The 21,407-nt window shown below is 48.3% G+C and carries 18 protein-coding genes; 3 read left to right on the top strand and 15 right to left on the bottom strand.

Annotated elements, in window-relative coordinates; genetic code table 11:
• Positions 1 to 3 precede the first annotated feature (3 nt).
• The 4 genes from H8S75_RS22620 to H8S75_RS22605 form a co-directional block, all read right to left on the bottom strand.
• Complete coding sequence (locus tag H8S75_RS22620) at positions 4 to 1,161, bottom strand: carbohydrate kinase family protein (protein ID WP_187023477.1); 1,158 nt, start codon at positions 1,159 to 1,161, stop codon at positions 4 to 6.
• Complete coding sequence (locus H8S75_RS22615; RefSeq protein ID WP_006771787.1) at positions 1,158 to 1,991, bottom strand: carbohydrate ABC transporter permease; 834 nt, start codon at positions 1,989 to 1,991, stop codon at positions 1,158 to 1,160. The genes H8S75_RS22620 and H8S75_RS22615 overlap by 4 nt, the downstream gene beginning before the upstream one ends.
• 11 nt (positions 1,992 to 2,002) lie before the next feature.
• Complete coding sequence (locus H8S75_RS22610) at positions 2,003 to 2,896, bottom strand: carbohydrate ABC transporter permease (RefSeq protein WP_187023476.1); 894 nt, start codon at positions 2,894 to 2,896, stop codon at positions 2,003 to 2,005.
• A gap of 63 nt (positions 2,897 to 2,959) precedes the next feature.
• Complete coding sequence (locus tag H8S75_RS22605) at positions 2,960 to 4,327, bottom strand: ABC transporter substrate-binding protein (protein ID WP_187023475.1); 1,368 nt, start codon at positions 4,325 to 4,327, stop codon at positions 2,960 to 2,962.
• 271 nt (positions 4,328 to 4,598) lie between these two features.
• On the opposite strand from H8S75_RS22605, the gene H8S75_RS22600 reads away from it, so the two are divergent.
• The gene (locus H8S75_RS22600; protein ID WP_187023474.1) at positions 4,599 to 5,282 is read left to right on the top strand and encodes a GntR family transcriptional regulator; all 684 of its coding nucleotides are present in this window, start codon (positions 4,599 to 4,601) and stop codon (positions 5,280 to 5,282) included.
• Positions 5,279 to 6,856, top strand: a complete 1,578-nt coding sequence (locus H8S75_RS22595; protein ID WP_187023473.1) for a glycoside hydrolase family 43 protein — start codon at positions 5,279 to 5,281, stop codon at positions 6,854 to 6,856. The genes H8S75_RS22600 and H8S75_RS22595 overlap by 4 nt, the downstream gene beginning before the upstream one ends.
• A gap of 79 nt (positions 6,857 to 6,935) precedes the next feature.
• Here the strand turns inward: H8S75_RS22595 and H8S75_RS22590 are convergent, their stop codons facing one another.
• From H8S75_RS22590 to H8S75_RS22575, 4 genes are read right to left on the bottom strand one after another with little or no spacing between them, the layout of a single operon-like run.
• Positions 6,936 to 9,323 carry a glycoside hydrolase family 31 protein gene (locus tag H8S75_RS22590; protein ID WP_187023586.1) on the bottom strand — a complete coding sequence of 796 codons (2,388 nt, stop codon included), beginning with the start codon at positions 9,321 to 9,323 and terminating at the stop codon, positions 6,936 to 6,938.
• A gap of 37 nt (positions 9,324 to 9,360) precedes the next feature.
• Positions 9,361 to 10,182, bottom strand: a complete 822-nt coding sequence (locus H8S75_RS22585; RefSeq protein ID WP_187023472.1) for a carbohydrate ABC transporter permease — start codon at positions 10,180 to 10,182, stop codon at positions 9,361 to 9,363.
• Between the two features lie 12 nt (positions 10,183 to 10,194).
• The gene (locus H8S75_RS22580; RefSeq protein WP_187023471.1) at positions 10,195 to 11,073 is read right to left on the bottom strand and encodes a carbohydrate ABC transporter permease; all 879 of its coding nucleotides are present in this window, start codon (positions 11,071 to 11,073) and stop codon (positions 10,195 to 10,197) included.
• A 13-nt stretch (positions 11,074 to 11,086) separates the two neighbouring features.
• Entirely contained in the window at positions 11,087 to 12,466 is a 1,380-nt protein-coding gene (locus tag H8S75_RS22575; RefSeq protein WP_187023470.1) for an extracellular solute-binding protein, read from the bottom strand.
• Positions 12,467 to 12,718: 252 nt separating this feature from the next.
• Between H8S75_RS22575 and H8S75_RS22570 the strand changes: the two genes are divergently transcribed.
• The gene (locus H8S75_RS22570) at positions 12,719 to 13,807 is read left to right on the top strand and encodes a LacI family DNA-binding transcriptional regulator (protein ID WP_187023469.1); all 1,089 of its coding nucleotides are present in this window, start codon (positions 12,719 to 12,721) and stop codon (positions 13,805 to 13,807) included.
• A 48-nt stretch (positions 13,808 to 13,855) separates the two neighbouring features.
• Here H8S75_RS22570 and H8S75_RS22565 read toward each other — a convergent pair whose 3' ends face one another.
• The 7 genes from H8S75_RS22565 to fabF form a co-directional block, all read right to left on the bottom strand.
• Positions 13,856 to 14,527: a nucleoside recognition domain-containing protein gene (locus H8S75_RS22565; RefSeq protein ID WP_025529610.1), complete on the bottom strand. Its 672-nt coding sequence runs from the start codon at positions 14,525 to 14,527 to the stop codon at positions 13,856 to 13,858.
• 112 nt (positions 14,528 to 14,639) lie between these two features.
• Positions 14,640 to 15,767: an NAD(P)H-dependent flavin oxidoreductase gene (locus H8S75_RS22560; RefSeq protein ID WP_187023468.1), complete on the bottom strand. Its 1,128-nt coding sequence runs from the start codon at positions 15,765 to 15,767 to the stop codon at positions 14,640 to 14,642.
• A complete protein-coding gene (locus H8S75_RS22555; protein WP_187023467.1) occupies positions 15,767 to 17,509 on the bottom strand; it encodes an acetyl-CoA carboxylase carboxyltransferase subunit alpha in 1,743 nt (580 codons plus the stop codon). Before H8S75_RS22555 ends, H8S75_RS22560 begins: the two co-directional genes overlap by 1 nt.
• 219 nt (positions 17,510 to 17,728) lie before the next feature.
• Positions 17,729 to 19,069: an acetyl-CoA carboxylase biotin carboxylase subunit gene (locus H8S75_RS22550; RefSeq protein ID WP_187023466.1), complete on the bottom strand. Its 1,341-nt coding sequence runs from the start codon at positions 19,067 to 19,069 to the stop codon at positions 17,729 to 17,731.
• A gap of 11 nt (positions 19,070 to 19,080) precedes the next feature.
• Complete coding sequence (fabZ, locus tag H8S75_RS22545) at positions 19,081 to 19,503, bottom strand: 3-hydroxyacyl-ACP dehydratase FabZ (protein WP_002605463.1); 423 nt, start codon at positions 19,501 to 19,503, stop codon at positions 19,081 to 19,083.
• 123 nt (positions 19,504 to 19,626) lie between these two features.
• Entirely contained in the window at positions 19,627 to 20,133 is a 507-nt protein-coding gene (accB, locus tag H8S75_RS22540; protein WP_187023465.1) for an acetyl-CoA carboxylase biotin carboxyl carrier protein, read from the bottom strand.
• Positions 20,134 to 20,143: 10 nt separating this feature from the next.
• Positions 20,144 to 21,382 (bottom strand): beta-ketoacyl-ACP synthase II, encoded by a 1,239-nt coding sequence (fabF, locus tag H8S75_RS22535; protein WP_187023464.1) that lies wholly within the window; start codon positions 21,380 to 21,382, stop codon positions 20,144 to 20,146.
• Positions 21,383 to 21,407: the final 25 nt, after the last annotated feature.

Here is a 21,407-nt window from a genome sequence, read left to right as displayed (position 1 = left end):
CGTTTATCTCACCTTTCTTCTGTCATTTTTCCCCACATAGCATCCGGCTTCCATACAATACGTCCACTCACTGCTATCCGGCCCGTTTAACCGCTCCCCCACCTTTTTCTTTATCGCTTCCATCTCCTGATAATTACCGATTCTACTCACGGTATCATAAGATTCCAAACATCTAAGAGCAGTAAACGCAGCCATATCAAGCGCCTTCTCCGGCGTACAGCCCCGTTTAAATGAGTTTAAAAATCCGGCTATCGCCGTATCGCCTGCGCCTGTAGCAGAACGAATCTTTTCAGGCTTATAAGGCGTGCACCACAGTTCTCTTCCATTCCATGATTCCCCCCAGGGACAGTGTTCTCCGGTCTTTAATACCATACCTCTTTTCCCGCATTTTAACAAAACTGCCTTAGTCCCCATTTCCAGCGCACGGTCCGCAATGGTAAGAATAAACTCCTCACCCAACACCTCCGTCATATCCCTTCCCTGATATTGCGCTGCCATCTCCTGATATGTCCGGTGCATAAACAGAAAGACTGCCTCTTCTATACTCGGCATAAAAATATCAATATACGGGAGCGCCTTCTCCAGAATCGGCAGCCAATCCGTCTTACCAGCATCCGTATTTAAATCAGGAAGACTCATGTCAACCGATATTCCCAGCCCATACTGTTTCACCTTTTTCAGCATCCGAATAAATTCTTCTCCAGTCCGATCATACAGAGTTTTCATAGAAGTAGGATATCCAAAATGAAACCAGTCCGCCTTCTTCAGCAAATCCCCCTGAATATCATCCGCCACAAAGGTCTGGGAAGCCCCTCTGCTGTGAATTGTACTTTTATCTCTTCCCGGAACCGCCAAAGCGATACTTGCGGTGGAAGAGATACCCTCTGTCTCCATAATAAGTGAAGGAACGCCTTCCTTTTTCATCATTTCCCGGATCAGGAATCCCGCTCCATCGTCCCCAGTCTTACTTATGAGAAACACCGGTTCCCCCAGCCGGTGCAGAGCAAGTCCCGTATTCCCCACTTCTCCTCCCATGTAGATACGCATCCCCTGACACTCCGTTACCTTTCCCTCTGCCAGCAGCATATCAGAGGTTACAGCGTGCGGAAATACCGGCAGAATATCCAGTACAAGAGACCCGGCAACCACAGTTCTTTTCATCCCTTTACACCTCCTGCCGACAGGCCTTCCACAAACTGATTCTGGTTGAACAGAAATATGATGACCAATGGTATCAGCGCACATACTGCTCCTGGAATCAGGAATTCATAATTATTTCCATAAGAGCTGATTAAAGAAGCAAGTCCCACGGGAAGTGTGTAGGCAGAATCCGTGGTAAACACAATGAGAGGCCACAGAAATGCGTTCCAGTTGCGCAATGCCAGCAGAATGGTCATTGCGCCGAAGGCCGGGCGCATCAGAGGAGTCATAATCTTAAAATAGATGCCAAACTCAGTACAGCCGTCTACTCGGGCCGCATCCATATAATCCTTACTGATTCCGGATACAAACTGCTGGAAGAAAAACATGGCCGTAGGCTGAATCAGGAAGGGGAGAATGGAACCAGTCTTTGTATTGATCAGTTTCATGTTTATAATCATGCGATATAACGGGATAAGAAGAATTTCCAACGGTATCATCATGACAATCATAGTAAGAGTAAACAGAAACTTTTTTCCCTTAAATTTATAAGCTCCCAGCGCATACCCTCCCATAGATGAGAAGAATAAGGAGAGCACCGTCGATACAGCCATAACCAAAATACTGTTCCCATACCATTTTAAGTAAATTCCGGACTTTGTTGTCACTGTATAGATATAATTCTGTATAGAGAGATTATCAAACTGCCAGACCATGGCGATTCCATTTTTAAAAAGTGCACTGGTAGGCTTTAAAGAGGCTATCACCATAAAATATATGGGGAATAGCATCATCACTGCCAGCAGGAGAAACAAAATTCTCACCACAAACCGTATAATTGTTTTTTTCATTTTCAATCCCCCTAATCGTCGTCTCTGAAAAGCCCAAATCCTTTAAGCTGTAAGAGGTTAATAATGAGCACAATACCAAGAAGGACGAATCCGATTGCAGAACCGAATCCCAGATTTCCATACGTAAAGCCCTGTTGGTACAGATATCTGACAATTGTCATCCCCAGGTTTCCCGGCATGGATTCTTTCCAGAATACGTAGCTCTCTCCAAAGGTACGATACCCTTCAAAGATCAGGATAGTAAAGACGTAGATAATAATCGGTTTTAGCAGAGGAATCGTAATATAAAGCAGCTTCTTTAATTCACCGGCCCCGTCAATCTCAGCCGACTCATAGACATCTCTTGGAATTGTCTGGAGACCAGACAGGAAATAGATCATATACAGTCCAGCGCTTTTCCAGGTGCTTAAGACCACCATTAGGGTAATACTCCATTTATAATTCAGCATGAAGTTCTGTGACTCGAAACCAAACACATTTAACAGTGAGTTCATAAACGCATTGCCAGAGTCGGAAAACAGCATCCGGAATACGATACCTGCCACAATCGTTGAGGCCAGTGTCGGAATAAAAAATACAGCCCTGAAGAAATTTTTTCGTTTAAAAAGGCCTGTATTGAGTACAACTGCCAGAATTAACGGAAATACAGTAAGTACAACACATTCGACGGCCGTCACCAGTGTTGTTGTCTTAACCGCTGTGAAAAAGTCTTTATTCCATAAGTTTTTATAATTGTTCAGTCCCACCCAGGTATAGCTGTTAAATCCCTTTAGTTTCTGAAAGCTCATTAAAAAGGAGCTGATAATCGGATATAAATTAAAGATCAGGAACGACAGAATGAATGGGGTAAGAAATATGTAGGGTGCCGCTTTTTTACTGTATGCAAGCTTTTTTAAGTATTTCACAACATCATCTCCTTTTAGAAACGGGTACCGCCAGTCAAGTCAGACGGCACCCGCCCGGATACTTTACTTCTGGGAATTCAGCGTGTCAGCAGCCCTGTCCAGGGCCTCTTTCGGCGTCGATGTTCCGGCTTCAAAAACAGAATACATTACATCGGAGGATACAATATCAAAGGCTTTTGGAACCATTGGATTATTATGGATCGCGTTGGAATTCTTTAAAGAAGCCGCCACATTGCCAAATACATTCTCGTTATTGAAGAATTCCCGTTTTACAGAAAGGGCCTCATCCTCCCATACATCGCTTCTAAATGGCGCAAATCCCAGCTGCAGATAACACTCCTTGTTCGCATCATAGCTCAATTTGCAGAAATATAAAAATTCTTTTGCCAGTTCCTGATTCTCGCACTGATTGGTAATAACTGTTCCGGTTCCACCGGTACAAGCGCTGGTATACTGCTGTCCCTCTTCCCATACAGGCATTGGTCTTACGGCTAAATGACCGCTTAAGTCAGGCATATACTCTTCAAGCCTCGTCATATACCACAGAGGCATAATCAGCGCGCCCATACCATCATTGTTAAAGAATTCATAGAAATTCTCTGAGGTATTGGAGCCGCCCGGCATCGTAACTGCAATTCCATCATCCAGCCAGGACTTTAAATACTCCAGAATTTCCACATTAGTCTCATTATTAATGATGACGTTTCCTTCTGCGTCGAAGAAATCAGATCCTTTCTGAAGTACCATAGACTGGAATGGATACATATCTGTAGTTTCAACAGCCGTCATTGGCTTTCCAGTCTTTTCTGCAACATTCTTCCCAGCCTTAACAAAATCGTCCCATGTTACAATGGAGTCGATATCTACACCTGCTTCTTCCATAATTTTTGTATTGTAAAATACAACATTGGCACCAGCCTGTGTCGGAGATCCGTATAGCTCCCCATTATAAGAGTACATATCCAGCTTACTCTTAATAAACTTGTCTTTTTCATCCTTCACCATATCTGTAAGAGACACAAATGGTATTTCATCAAAATCATAATACACACCAAAGTGGATAATATTAACGTCACAGAAATCGGGTGCTCCCTGCCCCGTCTGCAGTGCTACCAGAAGCTTACTCTGCCTGTCTGACCCACCTACACTGACCAGATCTACTTGAATAGGTCTATCCGGATTTTCTTTATTCCACGCGTCTATTCGAGATCTGTAAAATGCCTCATGAGCAGATATACACCAGAAACTGAAATCGACGGGCTCTGCCTCCGTTTTAGCAGCTTCCGCTGTAGTATCTCCTCCTGCCTCCTGAGTTGTCTCCTTCGCAGCTTCAGCCGTCGTCGGTTCCACCGCCTTTTCCTGGCTTCCACATCCGCTTAAGATTCCTGCTGCCAGCATTGCTCCACACACCAGTGTCATTAATTTTTTCATATCTCCTTCTCCTTTCATTTGTTGTATACATCATCGGATATTTTAATTATTATCACATTTACACAACTTTGTCAAATGTATTTTTATATTTTTATACATTTATTCTATCACATCTTATTATTTAACGGTAATTCCAAATAATGGAAAGAATTTCTCTTGCTTTTTTTTCATCTATGCTATATGATTATTAATCATGAGGATACGTTGTATACATTGTTGTTTTTATTTTATCTTTTAACAGCCACTAAGTGCTCATAACAAGGAGGGAAACATGAAAACTGAACGTTCAGAAAGCGAAAAAGGCCGAAACACATTAAAATACAGCACTTACGAATTTATCAAAAACAAGATTATCTGTTGTGAATATGAACCAGGGACATTTCTGAATGAGGAGATACTCTGTGAAGAAACAGGGGTCAGCAGAACCCCTGTCAGAGACGCGCTCGGAAGACTGGAACAGGAAGGGCTCGTTAAAATCCTTCCCAAAAAGGGAGTTATGATTTCTAATTTATCCATTAATGACATGAACATGACATATGAATTCCGTCTTCTTTTGGAACCATATATCCTAAAGAATTACGGCAATACCCTGGATACGGATGAGACGCTGCGCTACTATCAGCTTTTTTCTGATACAAAGCTTTTAGAAGATAAGTCCCTCTCCGCTACGGCAGATGACGATTTTCATATGTGGATTGTGAACGCCTGCCCAAACACTTATTTTAAAAACAGCTATATTGCTATTCACAATCAAAATCTTCGCTACCGTACCCTGTCTGGTATTCGTTCGAGAGAGAAGGCAGCGGATGAGCAGACCGACCATTTGACAATTTTAAGCGAGTGTCTGAAGGGCAACTGGAATGAGGCTGCAGAAGCCATGCGCCAGCACATTTTAAATTCCAAGGAGACATCATTCCGCCTCTTATTCAGCCAGAATCTGGGAGGGACCTTATGAGCACACTGCGCAACCCGCTGCTGCCTGGCTTTTATCCAGACCCCTCGGTATGCAAAAAGGGGAACGACTATTATCTCGTCACCTCATCCTTTGAATATTTTCCGGGAATACCAATCTTTCATTCCAGAGATTTTGTCCACTGGCATCAGATTGGGCATGTTCTTACCAGAAAGAGTCAGGCAAATTTAGACGGGCTCTTCCCCTCCAGAGGAATCTATGCTGCTACCATACGCTATCATGAAAAGACTGATACATTCTATGTAGTGACTACCCTGGTGGGCAATGCCCCTTATTACGACAATATTAATTTCTATGTCACCGCCTCTGATCCGGCCGGCCCCTGGTCTGATCCTGTGATCATAAAGGGAGCAGAAGGAATCGATCCGACACTTGTATTTGATGGAGATGAAGTCTATTATCTTGGCAACAGAAGGCCAAATCCAGACATCCCGGAATGTGAAAGCCGTCATATCTGGCTTCAGCGCCTGGATCTTCCTACAGGAACACTCGTTGGAGAACGAGTCACACTTTTGGAGCACGGAGCTCTGTATGATGCCGTGGCTCCCGAAGGGCCGCATCTGTATCACATAAAAGACTGGTATTATCTGATCATTGCCGAAGGCGGTACGGACCATAACCACTGCAGCACCGTATTCCGCAGCCGCTCTATCTTTGGACCTTACGAATGCAACCCTCGCAATCCCCTGATCACTCATCGGAACCTGAAACGCGATTATCCAATTAACAGCACTGGTCATGCTGATATTATAGAACTGAACGACGGATCATGGTGGGCTGTTCTTCTGGCCTCACGTCCAGACGGCGGCGATTACCGTAATCTGGGACGTGAAACTTTTGCAGTTCCTATGGTATGGGAAGACGGCTGGCCCGTATTCAGTCCTCAGACAGGCTGCGTGGAATTCTCTTACCCAGGGCCTGATCTTCCGGAATGTATCTGGGAGCCGGAACCGGCGTGCGATCATTTTCTTACACAGGATTTGGGGATGTGCTGGAATATACTAAGAACTCCGGATTATGAAACCTTCAGCTTAAACGATCGGCCCGGTTTCTTAAGGCTGTACCTCAACCGTCACACACTGTCAGAGGCCGCCAGTCCAGCGTTTATAGGAAGACGTCAGCAGCATATGAGCTTTACCGCGAGAACTTTTATGGAATTTATTCCAGCCGCTTTAGGCGAAGCCGCAGGAATTACCATGTTTTATAATAACCAGTTTTATTATTCCCTGATGCTCCAAAGTACAGAGACCGGAGTCTCCATTGTCCTGACACGTCAGATCTGTGGTGACAATACCAGACTGTATTCAGCTCCATACGAAAACGACGGCATTTATTTCAAAATTCATATGAGGTATCAGTCCATTGATTTTTATTTTTCTCAAGATGGTCAGACTTGGATACCGGCCGGAACTACCGTATCCGGTACAATCTTAAATAAAGAGACTGCCGGGGGATTTACCGGAACCTATATCGCACTGTATGCAACAGCAGATGGGAAAGAATCTCAAAATCATGCTGATTTTGACTGGTTTGAATATACCGGAGAAATAAACTAAAAGCCGTCAGGGCAGTGACGTACATTCCTGTAATTCACTGCCCTGACGGCGTTCATTCCCTCTGTTAAGCATAAGTGTCTTATGCCGTCAAAATCTCCACCAGCGCCCCCTTAATCTCCCCATCAATCTCCATCGCCTGCAGCTCCGAAAGAAAGACCTTCAAACTCTTCCCTTCCCTGATCCGCCTGAACAACATTTCCTTTGTCTCAAACGTGGTCTCCGCCTGATTCAGAAACTCAAAGGCAAGCTTCTCCACCGGGTTTTCAGAAAGCTTCATGTTTGTCTCAAAGATTACAACCAGCGTTTCTGCAGTACTAACCTGATCGATCTCCAGGGTCAGTGTTCTGCGGTCCGCATCATAAGACTTTCTGCATGCGGTTTCCCCGCCATTCAGGCTCACACGGCACTCTGCATCCGTCACCGCGGCAAACTCCAGAACGTAATTTCTCTTCTCAGGTATCAGTTCCAGCGCTCCCCTGGCCGAATCAATGGTAAAGGTCTGTTTCTCCCCCTCCCAGTCAAGCTTCATCTCCGTCGTCACGCATACGCCCTGTTCGTAATCACACGTCTCATTGTCATCCTCATACAGCGTAAATGCGCCATCCGCGCCTCCGAAGATCCGGATTCGCAGTGTCTCCGGGTTTTTCGTCACATCGGCGGCCCCGGTGCTGTCCGTCATGGGAATCACACCTCCGGCCTTCACCAGTACCGGAATCGTCTCCAGCGGCCGGTAGAGCTCCATGACTCTTCCGCCTTCATACACCATATGGCTGAAGAAATCGATATAAGTCCCTTCCGGAATCCATGCGCACACCTTTGCCTCGTTGATCTTTTTAATCCTCGGCGCGGTAATGGGCGCCACGATCATCTCGCTTCCGAAATAATACTGATTGGCCGCCTCGTAGGCCTCCGCCGATTCCGGATGCTTATAATACATCGGCATGATCATCGGCTCAGCCGACTCACTCGCCCGGTAGTTCATGGTATAAAGGTAAGGCATCAGACGGTGGCGCAGGCGCAGGAACTCACCCATCACAGCCTCCGACTCCTTCTTAAAGCGCCACGGTTCTTTTCCATTAAACTCGCTGCAGGAACTGTGAAGCCGCATAATCGGAGAAAATACGCCGAACTGCGCCCACCGCGCCTCCATCTCGTCGTCCTTATAGCCCCTCATGTGGCCTCCGATATCATGACTCCACCAGCCATAGCCGATATTGGAAGCGTTCGCCGTAAAATACGGCTGGAAATCGAGGGATTCCCATGTGGTGATGGTATCACCGGAAAATCCTACCGGATACCTGTGGCTCCCCGGACCCGCATACCGGGAAAATGTCATCGGGCGTTTTCCTTCCCTCTTACTGTCCAGAAAATGGTAGTGATTCAGCATCCAAAGCGGATCCAGTCCCGGAATTTTGCTGTTATTCCCCTGCTGCCAGTCCACCCACCAGAAATCCACGCCCATTTCCTCATAAGGATGGTGCGCATACTCAAGATAAGCCTCCAGAAAAGCCGGATCCGCAATATCAAAGTTAATCGGATCTTCCTTCTCCCAGTCCACGCCCAGCGCTCTTGCCATATCCGGATACATTTCCTCAAAGCCCCGGACGCCTTCCGCCGGATGGACATTCAGAGTCGTCCGCATCCCGCGTTTATGAAGCGTCTGAAGAAAACGCTTCGGATCGGGAAACAGGCTGCGATTCCACGTATACCCGGTCCATCCGCTGCCGTATTTCGGATCGATATCCACCAGATGCCAGTCCATATCGATGACAGCCACCGTAAATGGGATATCTTCACGCTCGAACCGGTCCATTAAAGCCAGATACGATTCCTCCGTATACTTGTAGTACCTGCTCCACCAGTTCCCGAGGGCAAAACGAGGAAGCATGGGGGAACGGCCGCTGAGATAGTAAAAGTCCTTCAGGCATTCCAGATAGTCATGGCCGTAACCGAAGAAATAGAGATCCTCGCCCCCGCCGCATCTCGGCTCAACCCAGCCGTCCTCTGTCAGGAGCATGCTTTTTCCATCATCAAGAACAGAATATCCAAACCGGGAAAGGACTCCGTGCTCCAGCTCCGTAGAGCCATCCACCTCGTCAAGCGTTCTTGCGGTTCCCTTCAGATCATGAATTTCCTCAGAGTAATGCCAGATGCTGTGGTATGCGCTTAAGTTCCCGATCACCTGGATGCTCAATCCGTTTTTAGAGAATTTCTTCTCATCATAGATCAGATGAATCCGTTTTGTCAGAATCTCAATCCCGTCTTCCGTCTTAATGACCCGGTACTGGGTTGGTTTAAAATCACGGTTCCACGCCATCTGTGAGGGACGGTCTTCAAAATGGCCGTTTTCCTGATATTCCAGCCGGATCAGTCCGTCTGTCAGCACGCTGATGCGGTAGCAGTCTCCCAGCACTATATTTTCCCCGCAGGCCGCAGGGTTTGTCTTAACCTTAAAAATATCTCTTATCACCATATTCTCCTTCTGCCATTAACCATTCCTGTCTTTAACCCTTCACTGCCGACGCGGCGATTCCTGCGATAAACTGTTTCTGGAAGAATAGGTAAACCGCCAGAACCGGTATGATTGAAATCGTAGTAGCTGCAAACAGTGCGCCGTAATCTGTGGAATACTGCCCGTTAAACATCTTAAGACCAACGGACAAAAGCTGTTTTTTGCTGTCATCAATAACCAGATAAGGCCAGAGGAAATCTTCCCACGCCCATAAAAACTGGAATATGGCAATACTGGAAATCCCGTTCTTTGACATGGGGATCACAATCTTATGGAAAATATAAAACTCATTTGCCCCGTCAATTCTGGCGGCCTCCAGTATTTCATTGGGCACGGATGCAATATGCTGTTTCATCATAAAGATACCGAAGCCGGAAAATGACGCAGGCACGATCAGTGCGGCATAGGAGTTCATCCAGCCAAAGGCCTTAATCATGGAGTATCTCGGAATGATGGTGACACACCATGGAATCATCATGGTCGCCAGCACAAGGCCGAAGAGCGCGTCTCTTCCTTTAAATTTATATTTGCTGAGTACGAATCCGCACAGGGTGCTGGTATAGATCACGATCACCGTGATAGCCAGCGTAATAAAAATACTGTTAGCAAAGAATCTCATGAAGTTAAAATGAGCATTCATGGACACGTAATTCCCCGCCGTAAACAGCTTTGGCAGAAAGGTCTGGTGCAGGGCCACGATCTCACTGTTTTTCTTAAAAGAGGAGGCCAGCATCCATAAAAACGGATACACGGTCACGACTCCCAGTACCAGTAAAACAAGATTCAGTACGATACTGCTTACCTTCTTTTTCATGACATCTCCTCCTTATTCCGAATCCCCGGATACCCGGAATGACAGCCAGGTAAATACCGCGGTGATGACAAACAGTACAAAGGACATCGCGGATGCATATCCGAAATTGTATTTCACGAATGCCTCATTATAAATAATATAAGAGGAGAGGTAGGTGGCTGTTCCCGGACCGCCTTCCGTTAAGATCAACACCTGTACATACGCCTGGATATAGGAAATGATGGACGTAATCACCACAAACAGCGTCATGGGCTTCAACAGCGGAAGTGTTAAATACTTGAAGGTCTGCCAGGAAGACGCGCCATCCACTCTCGCCGCCTCCATGGCATCGCTGGGAAGGGAGTAGAGGCCTGCCATAAACATAACGACCGCATAGCCGAAATCCTTCCAGATCGTCATAATCATAATGGCAAGCAGTGCAGTCTTCGGATTCATCAGCCAGTTGATATCCAGTCCCAGGATCTGGTTGATCGCACCAATCTGCGGATTATACAGGAATTTCCACACAAACGCCACCGCCACCATCGGCGTAACCACCGGCATGTAATAAATTGCGCGGAAAAAGCTTTTATGCTTAATCAGGTTTGAGTAGATCGCTATAGCAATAGCAAGGCCCAGCCCTACACGGAAGAAGATAACAACAACTGAAAATATCAGGGTATTGAGCATGGATTTGCCAAAAAGCGCGCTGGTAAATACACTAACATAATTTTCAATACCATTGAACCGGTAAATGCCGCTCAGCGGATTCCATTCGTGAAAGCTGCCTGCAAATGCGATCCCAATCGGCACCAGCAAAAATACTGTGTAGAACAGAATCATTCCGGTTACTGTGATATTGCGGAGCAGGATCTCGCTTTTGCTCTGCAGGGGATTTGTTTTTCGGAACATGATTTTCCCTCCTCTACTCCGCGTATTTATAAAGGCTTTCTACTGATTCAAAACTGCTGTTCTTCATATCGTTATGTATGGTCGCTTCCGCCTCAGCCAGCGCATCGTCAATGGACATGCCGTTAAAGAATACATTTTCACCGGCGGTCTTTAAAGATGTCTCCATGGTCGCCGGCATCGGGCCCGGCCAGATGTAACGGTCGATATGATCGGCCAGAACCGCCATAGACGGATTAGCCAGAATCTCCGCATCCTCAGCCAGTGATTTCTTCGCCGGGAAGGTGCTCATGGCAATGTTGAACTTCTTCTGAATGTCATTGTTTGCCAGGAAATACTTCACAATATCCTGTGCAACGGCCTGCTGATCCGCCGGAGCATTCTTATTGATACCAAATGTAGACTCGCCGTTATACCGGTTATAAGCATATGGATTTTCCGCAAATACCGGAATCTCAAAGACGCCAAAGTTGATATCCGGGAAGTTTGTCTTTAACGTATTGTTAAAATGGCCCCACTGGATTGTCATGGCTGACTGTCCCTGTCCAAAGCTGTCCGCGCCCTCTGCTCCGAAATCCTTGGAACCGACTCCGTCAACCTCATATAAATCCACCAGAAGCTGCATAACCTCCTTCATGGCGTCATTATTGACAGTAGCTGTCTTTTTGTCATCTTCGAATAAATCCTGGCCCAGCTGGTAATTCAAGCCCAGTAGGTAATTCTGATGGAAGGTTCCGTTAAAGTTTAACCCGGCCTGTACAAAGCTGTTTCCCTCTTTGATTGTCAGCTTCTTCGCCACTTCCCGCATCTCATCCCAGGTCTTTGGATAATCCGCGTCTGTGAGCCCCGCGGCCTCCCACATGTCCTTGTTATAGTAAACAGAGCCTGTCATGATGCCGTAGTCAATATAGTAAACCTTGCCGTCGATGACATGGGCGCTTACGCCGTTAAAATCCGCATCCAAATCGTCTGATGATACCTCATACGGGGCCATATAGTTAATCAGGTTTTCATGCTGACTGTTATGTACATTGAAAATTGCAGGTCCGTTTGCACCGCCAAGTGAAAGAGGAAGTTTTGTCCAGTAGTCGTCCCATGGATTGTTGACCAGTTTGATGGAAACATTGGGGTGAATTGCCGTATAACCGTCGATCAGCTCCTGAAACAGATTGTCACTGCCCCATTCCCAGAATTCAACGGAAATGTCTTTTCCATCGTTAATTGGCTGCGACGGATCATACTTTACCGTATCGCCAAACGGTTCTGTCGGCACGTTTACTGCTGCGTTTGCCGTTGCGTTCTCCGCAGCCTTTTTTCCGTCCGAGCTGCCGCATCCTGTAAGACTTGTTACCACCATCGCCGCCGCCAGGCCGGCTGCTATCCAGCATTTCTTCATTTTAAACTCCTCCTTGTTCTTTTCGCGTGGTCACCGCTTCAGTCTCTGTTTTCTGAAAATTTTCTAAAAACGGTAATCGCTGCAATTGGTTTCGTTAAGGTTTAGCGTTAAATCTAACATGAGAATACCACTCGAACAAGCTACTGTCAATATTATTTTTGTATTTTGTCATATTTAAATAGTTTAAACGGGTTTAAACTATGCACTTATACCAAAACTCGTCAAAATACATTTGCGTTTTTCAACTTCATAGTGTATAATATATTTAGCGCTAAATATATTTTAAGAAATGGGGATAAAAACATGACATTAAAAGATATTGCAGAAAAAGCCGGCGTCAGCATGATGACCGTGTCCAACGTAATCAACGGAAAGCACAGCCGCGTATCTGCCGCAACCATAGAAAAAGTAAATTCCATTATAAAAGAGTACAATTACGTTCCGAACCTGTCTGCAAGGAGCCTGACGGTCAAATCCTCTCATATTATAGGAGTTATCGTTCCCCTGGATGACAAGGAGGACAGCGGAACTTCGGTTAGCTACTTTGACAATCCGTACGTCAGCTCCATGATCGGTGTGATTGAAAGAGAGCTGCGTGACAACGGATACTTCGTCATGATACGCGCAGTCCGGTCTCAGGATGATTTGTCTATATTGATGCGCAACTGGAACGTTGACGGCGCAATCTTTCTCTATCCCCGCCTGGGAGACCGTTTTGAGGATTCCATCAACGCGATTGTTGCAGAGACTCATCTTCCCGTAGTCCTTTTCGACGCGAGAACAGACAATCCGGAGGTCATCAATGTCTGTTCCGACGACCGAAAGGGCTGTTACCTCTCGACTCGCTATCTCATTAACCGCGGACATAAAAAAATTGCCTTCGTGGCAAATTACGAAGGCAATCCTCTTTTAACAGACCGATTTGAAGGCTACCGGACCGCCATGGAAGAAAGCGGACTCGGATGTGATCCCGACTGCATCTTTTCCTATTCTCCCTCATACGAGGAAGGGATCGCCGCCGGCAAGGCCATCGCGGCCAGCGCCCTTAAGATCACCGGGCTTGTCACCACGGCCGATATCTGCGCCATCGGCATCATGGAGGGCGCCAGACTGGGGGGCCTGCGGATTCCCACGGATCTCTCCGTCATCGGCTACGATAACCTGGCAGTCTCCACCTACACGACGCCGAAGCTGACGACAATCTCACAGAATGTCATCAAGAAGGCAGAAACAGCCATGGAACTGCTGCTGGAGAAACTCCGCACCGGACATGTGGAACAGCCGCATGTCCAGTTGGATGTGGAGCTGGTGGAGCGGCAGTCTACGCTGTCGCTGCTGTAATGCCTGAGGTCAGCGGGCCATCAGCCGGGCCTTAAAAAACGGAGAGCTTTATGCTCCCCGTTTTCTGTCCATTACTTTACAATATACAACTGCCACGATCGTACTGGCCAGCGTAGCCACAATTGCCGGTCCTACCACTGCCGCCGGATTCGTGCTCCCATACTGACTCCGGTACGCAATCATGTTGACCGGAATCAGCTGAAGGGATGAGATATTAATAATTAAAAACGTACACATTTCATTGCTGGCTGTTCCCAGTGGTACGGCGCGCGGTGACTTCTGCATCTGGCGCTTCTTAGAGCCATCCAGGCTATTTTTCCCTGATTCTGTCTGCTCTTCCTCCCGCCGCTCCTCCTCCAGCTCCTGGAGGGATTCCATGGCCTTTAACCCGGCCGGCGTAGCAGCCCAGCCCAGGCCCAGGATGTTGGCAATGATATTCGTGGCGATGTGATCCATGGCGGGATGATCCTTCGGTATTCTGGGAAAAAGGAAACGAAGCACCGGCCCCATCCTCCGGGACAACCGTTCAATCAGGCCGGACTTCTGCCCGATCTCCATGATCCCGGTCCAGAAGGACATCACTCCCAACATTGTGATACACAGCATGACGGCTTCCTTTGCCGACGAGAGCGCCCCGTCGGTAACCGCGCTTAAATTTCCATGGAACGCCGCCCATAAAACGCCTACCACCATCATAAACGCCCAGAGATAATTTAACATACTAATTCAACCGCCGTGGTGATTTTATTGCTATTTTATGATTTCCGAAATTGTTTTATAACCGAATATTATTTAACTTTTTTCTGTTTCGCTGTGATAAATCCGTTTTCTTTTATTCCCCCATCAAATCCCTCATTACCTCATCCACCGTTTCAATCCGCTCCGCTCGGAACGCATTGCTTCCGCAGAACACAAGCCCTTCATCCGTATTCCCTTCCGCGGAATTCACCAGTGCCTTGGTGATACAGTAGGGAATCGTCTTCTTATCGCATTTCTCGAGACACTGGTAGCAATGTTCCAGCTTAAAGGGAGTCTGGCCGACACCGCTTAAGAATGCGTTATTGATCGCCCGTCCGGGCATGCCTACGGGACTCTTTGTGATTACGATATTTTCCTTTGACGCGTGAAGATACGCCTGCTTAAATTCGTCCGGTGCGTCACATTCCTCTGTGGTCACAAAACGCGTCGCCACCTGGACGCCGTCGGCTCCCAGCTCCATCTGATGCATCACATCCTCATGGCTGTAGATTCCGCCCGCCGTCACGACAGGAATCTCTGTCTGGTACTTCTCGGCATACTCTCCAACCAGGCGGATAATTCCTCTGACCTCTTCGTCGTAGGCAGCCTGATCATACGTGTGTTCCACCTCCACAGTATCCACGCCCAGTGTCTCCAGGGATTCACGGGAAAAGCCCAGGTGGCCTCCCGCAAGCGGCCCCTCTACCACGACCAGATCGGGAACGCGGTGAAACTTGCGGTCCCACATCTTTAAGATTACCATGGCAGACTTGACAGAGGATACGATCGGGGCGATCTTTGTCTTTACTTTTTCCCCGGCTGCGCCCATCTCTGCCGCAGCCTCGGCCAGATATGCCGGAAGGCTGGCGGGAAGACCGGCTCCGGAGATAATAATATCCGCTCCTGCCTTAACCGCTTCCTTCACATACAGTGCGTAGCTCTTCGTCGCCACCATAATATTAAATCCGATCACGCCTTCCGGGGATATCCCCCTGGCCTTCTTAAATTCTTTTCCGATCGCCCGGAGATTCGCCTCCAGCGGATGGTCTGCAAAATCCGGTTCCCGGAAACCGATCTGTGCGGTAGAGATAATCCCCATACCGCCAGCCCTGGCCACAGCGCCCGCCAGGGAAGAAAGGCTGATTCCAACTCCCATTCCGCCCTGTATAACTGGCTTCGGAACCACAAGTTCTCCTATTACCAATGGTCTTAAATTTCCCATCACATTCTCCTAAATCTGTCATATCGCCCGGAGGCAATTTCTTCTTTCGGCACAGCGGCGTATTTTATGAAAAATGTCTCCATGGCGCTGTCCATTTCCTTCGCCAGTTCCGCTAAATTCTCCGCTGCAGCCGGTTCTTCCTCAGCTATGATTCTTTCGATCAGGCCCAGTTCCATTAAATCCCTGGCGGTGATCTTCATGACTCGAGCCGCGTCGCTGGCCTTCTTGCTGTCCTTGTAAAGGATTGAGGCAAAGCCCTCCGGCGACAGAATCGAATAGATTGCATTTTCCAGCATCCAGACCTCATTGGCGACTGCCAGCGCCAGCGCGCCGCCGCTTCCGCCTTCTCCAATGACGATGGAGAGAATCGGAACGGTTATGTCTGCCATTTCAAATAAGTTTCTGGCAATCGCCTCGCCCTGTCCCCGCTCTTCCGCTTCCAGCCCGCAGAACGCGCCCGGCGTATCCACGAAACAGATAATGGGACGGCCGAAGGTTTCCGCCTGCTTCATCAGACGAAGCGCCTTCCTATAGCCCTCCGGAGAAGGCATGCCAAAGTTGCGTTTGATATTGTCCTTCGTATTCTTTCCCTTTTCCTGGCCGATCACTGTCACTGGCATACCGTGGAAAGAGGCGATACCGCCCACAATTGCGCCGTCGTCGCCAAAGTAACGGTCCCCATGGAGTTCCATAAAATCGTCAAATACCGCGTTTATATAATCGCTGGCCACGGGACGTTCGGAGCTTCTGGAAAGCTGAACGGTATCCCATGGGCTCTTTTTATTTCTGCAAAACTTCGTCTTTTTCTCTTTTCCACTGGCTGCTTCGGATTGTCCGCAGTTATCCACATGGAAAAATAAGTTTTCACCGTTCTGCTCCTGATCTGGTGAGCGGTGAAGCTTTAAGATCGCAGAAATGGCATCTTTCATCTCTTCCCGCTTCACGATCTTATCCACAAAGCCGTGATCCTGCAAAAATTCAGAACGCTGGAATCCCTCCGGCAGCTTCTGTCCGATGGTCTGCTCGATGACCCTGGGGCCTGCAAAGCCGATTAATGCGCCCGGTTCTGCCAGAATGATATCGCCCAGCATGGCAAAGCTGGCCGTCACGCCTCCGGTGGTCGGATCGGTCAGAACGCTGACAAACAGCTGGCCTGCCTTGTGATGGCGCTTTAAGGCCGCGGAGGTCTTTGCCATCTGCATCAGGGATACAATTCCCTCCTGCATTCTGGCTCCTCCGGAACAGGCGAAAATGACAACAGGGAGCTGCTCCTTAGTGGCTCTCTCCACTGCTCTCGCTATCTTTTCACCCACCACATGGCCCATGCTGCTCATGATAAATCTGGCGTCACAGACACCGATTACCGCAGGCTCTCCGCCTATGGTGCATTTTCCGGTTACGATCGCTTCGTTTAACTTTGTCTTCTCCCTGGCCGCCTCGATTTTCTTTTCATATCCTGGAAAATCCAGCGGGTTCGCAAATTCCATCTCCTTATCCCATTCCTCAAAGCTTCCTGCATCCGCAGTCATCTCGATTCTGCGATAGGCGTGGACCCGGAAATAGCCTTTGCATTTGGGACAGATATAGAAATTACTTCTCACATCTTCCGCGTAAATGGGCTGACCGCATTTGTTGCACTTTCTCCACAGACCAGCCGGGATGTTTGGTTCGTCTGTTTTGTCGGGTGTTTTGTATTTGCTGTCGATCAGTGTGTATGTTTTTTTAAACATGTCTCTTAACATGGGGTTTGCTCCTTTATGAAAAAATGAGGATAGGGGGAGGGAGATGCATGCGTAGTGTTTGTTAGGAGGATTCATCCGCAGTGGACAGCCCTGAAACGCCTCTGGCGTCCCAGGGCTGTCGGGCATTCGCCCCATACCCAGATGAAACTTCACATTTTCAGATACAAGCGAGCTTGCATCTGAAAATGCGAAATTTCATCTGGGTGCACTGCTCATTGCTTACGCAAAGTACTTCGTTATAAAATCCGTATCAATGTCTCCATCCTGATACGCTTCATGACTCAATATATCAAACTGGAAGTCCACATTTGTCTCGATTCCCTCTATAATCAATTCGCCCAGCGCACTCCGCATCTTGGCAATCGCCTCGGTGCGGTCTTTTCCATGGACGATCAGTTTCATCAGCATGGAATCGTAGTTTGCCGGTACTTTGTAGTCGTTGTAAATATGTGTGTCCACACGGACGCCGTTGCCGCCTGGGACGTGGACATTGGTGATCAGTCCTGGACATGGCATGAAATTCTTTTCCGGATTTTCCGCGTTGATTCTGCACTCGATGGCGTGGCCCGTGATCTTTACGTCTTTCTGGGTTACGCTTAAGGGCTCTCCCGCTGCCACACGGATCTGTTCCTTGATTAAATCCAGCCCGGATACCAGCTCTGTTACCGGATGCTCTACCTGAATTCTGGTGTTCATCTCCATGAAATAGAAGTTCTTGTGCTTATCTAAAAGGAATTCTATGGTTCCGGCGTTTTCGTAGCCGACGGATTTCGCCGCCAGTACCGCGGTCTCCCCCATCTTCCTCCGAAGCTCTTCTGATATAGCCGCAGAGGGGGATTCCTCCAGTACCTTCTGGTGGCGCCTCTGAATAGAACAGTCACGTTCACCTAAATGCACCACATTGCCGAACTTATCCGCCATGATCTGGAACTCGATATGCCTCGGCTTCTCAATGTATTTCTCAATATACATGGTGTCATCGGAAAATCCCTTGATGGACTCCATCTGCGCATTCTGGAAATTAGCATCGAAATCTTCCGATCCACGGGAAATACGCATGCCCTTTCCGCCGCCGCCTGACGATGCCTTAATCATCACCGGATATCCGATCTTTTCCGCTACGAGGCGCGCCTCTTCCACTTCGTGAACAGCCTCCTTACCACCCGGAACGACCGGGACACCGGCCTCCATCATGGTCTTTCTCGCCTCAGATTTATTGCCCATCTTGTTGATAATATCAGCGGAGGGACCGATAAATGTTATATTGCATTTTTCACATAATTCTGCAAATCTGGCATTTTCCGAGAGAAAACCAAAACCCGGATGGATAGCATCTGCCTTCATGGCCACCGTCGCAGTCAGGATCCGTTCCATGTTTAAGTAACTCTGGGTGGAAGGAGCCGGACCGATGCAGATGGCCTCGTCTGCCAGAAGTGTATGCAGACAGTCGCGGTCCGCCTCAGAATAGACCGCCACGGTCTTGATTCCCATTTCCCGGCACGCCCGGATTATACGCACCGCGATCTCGCCGCGGTTTGCAATTAATATTTTATCAAACATATGACGACCACCTATCCAATCATAAATGTCAGTTCCGCGGAAGCGGCGATTTTTCCGTCAACCGTTGCTACAGCCCTGCCGATGCCTACCGGCCCCTTGCGCTTGATGATTTCACATTCCAGACGCATACGGTCGCCGGGAACTACCTTATATTTGAACTTTGCCTTGTCGATTCCGCCAAAGAATACCAGCTTTCCCTTATTGGCCTCTTCGCTTAAGATCGCGACGGCTCCGACCTGTGCCAGCGCCTCAATTCTCAGCACGCCCGGCATAACCGGTTCCTGCGGGAAATGTCCCTGGAAATACGGCTCATTAAACGTAACGCATTTATATCCTACGGCGCGGACGCCCGGTTCCAGCTCTTCAATGCAGTCTACCAGCAGAAACGGGTGCCTGTGCGGAATAATTTCTTCAATTTCCTTAATACCTAACATGACTCTCTCTCCTCTTTATGAAAAAAGAGCCTCAACCAATTTAATACCCTGTCATTCCTTAAAAATCGGCTGAACCTCTTTTCAACTTTTTCTTTCCTGTCAATCACAGCCCTGTATCGCTTCTTACCGGATTCTGAACAGGGGCTGGCCATACTCCACCACGTTTTCGTTGCCGACGAGAACGGCTTCCACAATGCCGTCAAACTCGCTCTCTATCTCATTCATCAGCTTCATGGCTTCGATGATTCCAAGGGTCTGGCCCTTCTTTACCGCATCCCCCACCTTGACGAACGGTTCGGCATCCGGTGAAGAGGAATTATAGAAGGTTCCCACTAACGGTGACGCCACGATCTTATCGGAGTCAATGGCTGCGGCCGTGTTTTCCACACTCTGCGCGCCTTCGCCGCTGCCGGCCGGCGCAGTATATTCCGCTGCCGGAAGCGCTGCCATTTCTACTGCCACGCCTGCTGCCGGTATCATCTGCTGCACCGCGCTGTTTCCCGCTACGGTTATAATCTGTTCTTTTTCCTTTTTAATGGAAAGCTTCAAGCTGCCTTCCTCTATCTTAAAGCTGGTCAGGCCATTCTCTGAAACCGCCTGCATCAGTCTGATGATATCATTGATCTCCATATCCGGCCTCCTACTGTTCGAACTTTTTCACTAAAATACTGGCGTTATGACCGCCGAAGCCAAGAGAGTTGCTAATTGCCACATTGACATCACTGGAAACGCCCTCGCCCTTCGTGTAGTCTAAATCGCATCCTTCACCCTCAGTCTCAAGGCCCGCTGTCGCATGAACAAATCCATCCTGGATTGATTTCACACAGGTGATGAATTCCACGCCGCCTGCGGCCCCCAGAAGATGGCCGATCATGGACTTGGTAGAATTGATCTTAACCTCCCTCGCATGGTCTCCGAGCGCTGATTTGATCGCCATTGTCTCGAATAAGTCGTTGTGATGCGTGCTGGTTCCGTGTGCGTTGACGTAATCCACGTCTTCCGGTCTGATACCGCCGTCCTGGATGGCATTCGTCATCGCTCTGGCCGCACCGCTTCCGTCCTCGGCCGGGGATGTGATATGGTACGCGTCACAGGTTGAGCCGTATCCGATCACCTCGGCGTATATCGTCGCATTTCTTGCGACTGCATGCTCCAGGGACTCCAGAACCACAACACCGGCGCCTTCTCCCATGACGAAACCGCTTCTGTCCTGATCAAACGGGATAGACGCGCGCATCGGATCCAGAACAGTGGTAAGCGCTGTCAGGGATGTAAATCCGGCCACACCGATCGGTGCTATGCTGGCTTCCGTTCCACCGGCAACCATTACATCCGCCTCACCGTACTGGATGGAACGGAACGCTTCACCGATCGAATGAGTACCTGTCGCACAGGCAGTTACCACGTTAAAGCATTTTCCCTTTAATCCGAACTGGATCGCCACATTACCGGCAGCCATGTTGCAGATCATCATCGGTACCAGCAGCGGATTTACACGGCCCGGTCCCTTTTCCAGGAGCTTACTGTGTTCCCGCTCCATAGCCTGAAGGCTTCCGATTCCCGATCCCAGACATACGCCTACACGGTACGGGTCCTCCTGTTCCATATCAATACCGGAATTCTCCAGCGCTTCCTTCGAAGCGGCTACGGCAAACTGGGAGAAACGTTCCATGCGCTTAGCAGCCTTCGGATCCATATAATTCTTAGGATCAAAATCCTTTACCTCGGCCGCAAGCTTTGCCTTATATTCGGTTGTATCAAACTGGGTAATCGGTCCGATTCCCACCTTTTTCTCTTTCAGTCCGTTCCAGAAACTCTCTACATCATTTCCGATCGGTGTAATTGCTCCCATACCTGTTACTACAACTCTTGTCTTCATGTCGCTCTCTCCTTATTACATTATA

This window comes from Hungatella hominis, from assembly GCF_014288005.1.
In the GTDB taxonomy this organism is placed as follows: domain Bacteria; phylum Bacillota; class Clostridia; order Lachnospirales; family Lachnospiraceae; genus Hungatella; species Hungatella effluvii.
Note: the sequence above shows the minus strand (reverse complement) of the source record. Positions and strands in the feature narration are given on the sequence as shown.